This window comes from Bacillus badius NBRC 15713 (assembly GCF_001591605.1).
In the GTDB taxonomy this organism is placed as follows: domain Bacteria; phylum Bacillota; class Bacilli; order Bacillales; family Domibacillaceae; genus Pseudobacillus; species Pseudobacillus badius.
This window is the reverse complement of record NZ_BCVF01000088.1, coordinates 1-2746: the sequence shown is the minus strand read 5'-3', so window position 1 is coordinate 2746 and position 2746 is coordinate 1. Positions and strand designations below refer to the sequence as shown.

Genomic DNA, 2746 nt, shown 5'->3' with positions numbered 1-2746 from the left:
GCCGGAGTCTGCGCGCCTTCCATTCAAAGCAATGGAGTGGTCCAAAATCAGGGTATCCGTACAATGGGGTCGATTGGAAGAGTACAATGTATAAGTATCAACAAGTGATGACCCTCCCTGTTTGGCAGGCATGCGCGGAAAAAGCCGACCATCCTTGCTATCACGAAGAGGTCAAACCTAAAGCTGGGCCTGCCATTGCGGCAGCCTGTTTTTTGTGAAGAGGCTCAATGTCTTAAATTTTCTCAATCTGGGGTACGCACCCTTTCCGAATTGGACGAAATGAATAGGATGGAATAAGGCGTACAAAGGAGGTGCAGTGCTTATGCTTTTCGGACCGAGACAACCTCGCGGACCTTATCCGCCTGTTCGGGGACGCCGGCCGGCACGGGGGCAGTCCTATCCGCAAAATGCCGGTTTGTTATCTTATTTCCGGGATCAGGAAGGCAATTATGATATAGGGAAGATTACCGCTACGGCCCGGCAATTGAACAGCATATATGGCCAGGTAAGCCCGATGATTGCTAAATTTATCAACAGGTAACAAGCTCATAGCCCAGCTGTTTAAAGAGAAGCCGAAATAACCGGCTGGTTGGTTCACAGGGGAGTGACGAGGACAAATGGCCATTAGAAAAGCCACATTTGCAGAGACGCAAAGAATTTTGCAGCATTCCTTGCATGTATGGAAGGAAGCGTCAGTAGGATATGTACAGCCGAGCTTAGAAAAGGCTTTTCAGCTGGCGGCTTCATTTTTGCAAGGAGGCGGATATTATCTTCTTTATGTGGAAGGACCCGTCATTCAAGGGTGGATTGCTATAGGAGAGATGCGTGATTTTTATATCGATGAAGCAGCAGGGTTTATCCAAGAGCTCTATGTGCTTCCGCCGTACCGCAGCCGGGGAGTGGCAGAAAAGCTATGCAAGGAAGCTTTCCGGCGATTGAAAGCAAAAGGCTACCGTAAAGTGCAGTTAAATGTGTTTGCGGGCAACCGGGCGAAGCAGCTTTACAAGAAACTCGGTTTTTATGAAGTATGTACCACAATGGAACGAAACCTGGAGAACGAAAAAGACTAGGTGTGGGAGGGCACTAACCAGGAGAATACGCCGGCAAAGCCGGCGTATTTCATTTTGCTGTGCCTATTGCGAGCTTTTCTATTGTCCAAAAAATTTGTTCAGCCATCTGTTGTCTTTTCCAAATGGATATTTTTCTTTATACGCTGCCCGCAACGCGCTGTCGTTATCAATGACTCCGTTCCCATAATAGATATCAGGAAGGGCTGCGGCTCCTCGCTGCGTCGTTTGCGTCATAATATCCATTATTTGAGTGTTTTTGAGATCCGGATCAATCGAACGGATCAGTCCGGCTAAGGCGCTCACATGCGGGGCGGCCATGGATGTGCCGGACAGGCTCGCATATTGTCCGCGGAAAAAGGTGCTGGCAATGTGAACACCGGGTGCAGCAATATCAATATAATCTCCATAATTAGAGAAGGGGGCGCGCTTGCCTTCTGAGTCTACAGCTGCCACCGCCAGTACACCCGGATAAGCTGCCGGAAAACTCGGCTGGCTGGAGTTATCATTGCCGGCGGCAGAAACAACAACGACATCTTTGTTCATTGCATAGCGGATGGCCTCTTCCATAACAGCTGAGGGCTGGTAATTTCCAAGACTTAAATTAATGACATCAGCGCCGTGATCGGCTGCCCAGCGAATGCCTTTAGCGACATCAAAGGAGCCGCCCATCCCTTCTGCGTTCAGGACCTTTACCGGGATAATCGGGTTGTGCCATGTAATTCCTGCTACACCTTCTCCGTTGTTGGGAACGGAGGCGATAATGCCGGCGACATGGGTGCCGTGGCCATTGTCATCAGCGGGCGGTTCTTTCGGAGCGAGGGCATTGTAGCCTTTTTCCAGACGATGGGAAAGATCCGGATGGTTCAAGTCAACACCGCTGTCAACAACAGCAATCTTCACTTTTTTCGAGCCGCGGGTGACTCCCCAGCCTCCTTCAGTCCGAATAGCCGGTAAATTCCACTGGTAATTTTGGTAATACGTGTCGTTCACTTCGTTTGGCAGGTAGATATAGTGAGGCTCTGCATAGGCAACATAAGGGTGGCGCTGAAAATACTCGACCAGCTTAGCCGGCGGTTGGCTGTTGGATTTGAAAATATAAGCGGAATCCAGCTTTTCCGTCAGTTCGCCATCAATATCACGGCTCATTTTTTCGATATCAGCTGCGGTTGGGATCACATTGAAATCCACGATGACTTCGTTATTATAATAATGGCTTTTGTCCTGATCGTTATGATGAACGAGTTTAATGGAGGGATCATTGTTCAGCTTTCTTTTCAGCTTTTCATTTTCCCCGATCATGTTGACCTTTAAAATATGGGGGTGGCTTTGCTGCAAGTTGCGCACTTGCATTTGCCGCACTTGTCTGTCCTCAGCAGAGCGCGTCGCAGGTTCTTCCTGCTGTCCGTAAAAGCTGAATACGGAGACAGCAGCCACACCTAAAACCAAAACGGACAGCCCGATCAATCCTTTTCTTTGCATGCTTGCACCTCAAGTTGTATTTTTTGTCCGCCGGGTATTCCGGCCTTCTTGCTGTTCGTCGAATTTCACAATTAGTATCTCCCTGTTTGCTTCTCATTATTTGTGCAGATTATGTTAGGAAGAGAAAAAGCAGGCAGTGTCACGCACTGCCTGTCTATAGTCTTTTTGTTTGCCCGAGGATGGGCTGTTGCTTTCCA

The 2746-nt window shown here is 48.8% G+C and carries 4 protein-coding genes; 3 read left to right on the top strand and 1 reads right to left on the bottom strand.

The genetic code is table 11. From position 1 onward, the window contains the following. The 3 genes from BBA02S_RS21200 to BBA02S_RS19735 form a co-directional block, all read left to right on the top strand. On the top strand, positions 1-218 hold a 218-nt coding region (locus tag BBA02S_RS21200), incomplete at its 5' end, for a hypothetical protein (RefSeq protein WP_218011599.1). A gap of 104 nt (positions 219-322) precedes the next feature. Continuing rightward, positions 323-541: a YppG family protein gene (locus BBA02S_RS19740; RefSeq protein ID WP_041099323.1), complete on the top strand. Its 219-nt coding sequence runs from the start codon at positions 323-325 to the stop codon at positions 539-541. A gap of 76 nt (positions 542-617) precedes the next feature. Further along, positions 618-1070: a GNAT family N-acetyltransferase gene (locus BBA02S_RS19735; protein WP_041113009.1), complete on the top strand. Its 453-nt coding sequence runs from the start codon at positions 618-620 to the stop codon at positions 1068-1070. A 78-nt stretch (positions 1071-1148) separates the two neighbouring features. On the opposite strand, the gene BBA02S_RS19730 is transcribed toward BBA02S_RS19735, so the two are convergent. Continuing rightward, on the bottom strand, positions 1149-2549 hold the full coding sequence (locus BBA02S_RS19730; protein WP_052477208.1) for a S8 family peptidase: 1401 nt from the start codon (positions 2547-2549) through the stop codon (positions 1149-1151). Positions 2550-2746: the final 197 nt, after the last annotated feature.

Coding starts and splice junctions, on each gene's coding strand:
- BBA02S_RS19735 (WP_041113009.1), top strand. CDS start 618: ATGGCCATTAGAAAAGCCACATTTGCAGAGACGCAAAGAATTTTGCAG.
- BBA02S_RS19740 (WP_041099323.1), top strand. CDS start 323: ATGCTTTTCGGACCGAGACAACCTCGCGGACCTTATCCGCCTGTTCGG.
- BBA02S_RS19730 (WP_052477208.1), bottom strand. CDS start 2,549: ATGCAAAGAAAAGGATTGATCGGGCTGTCCGTTTTGGTTTTAGGTGTG.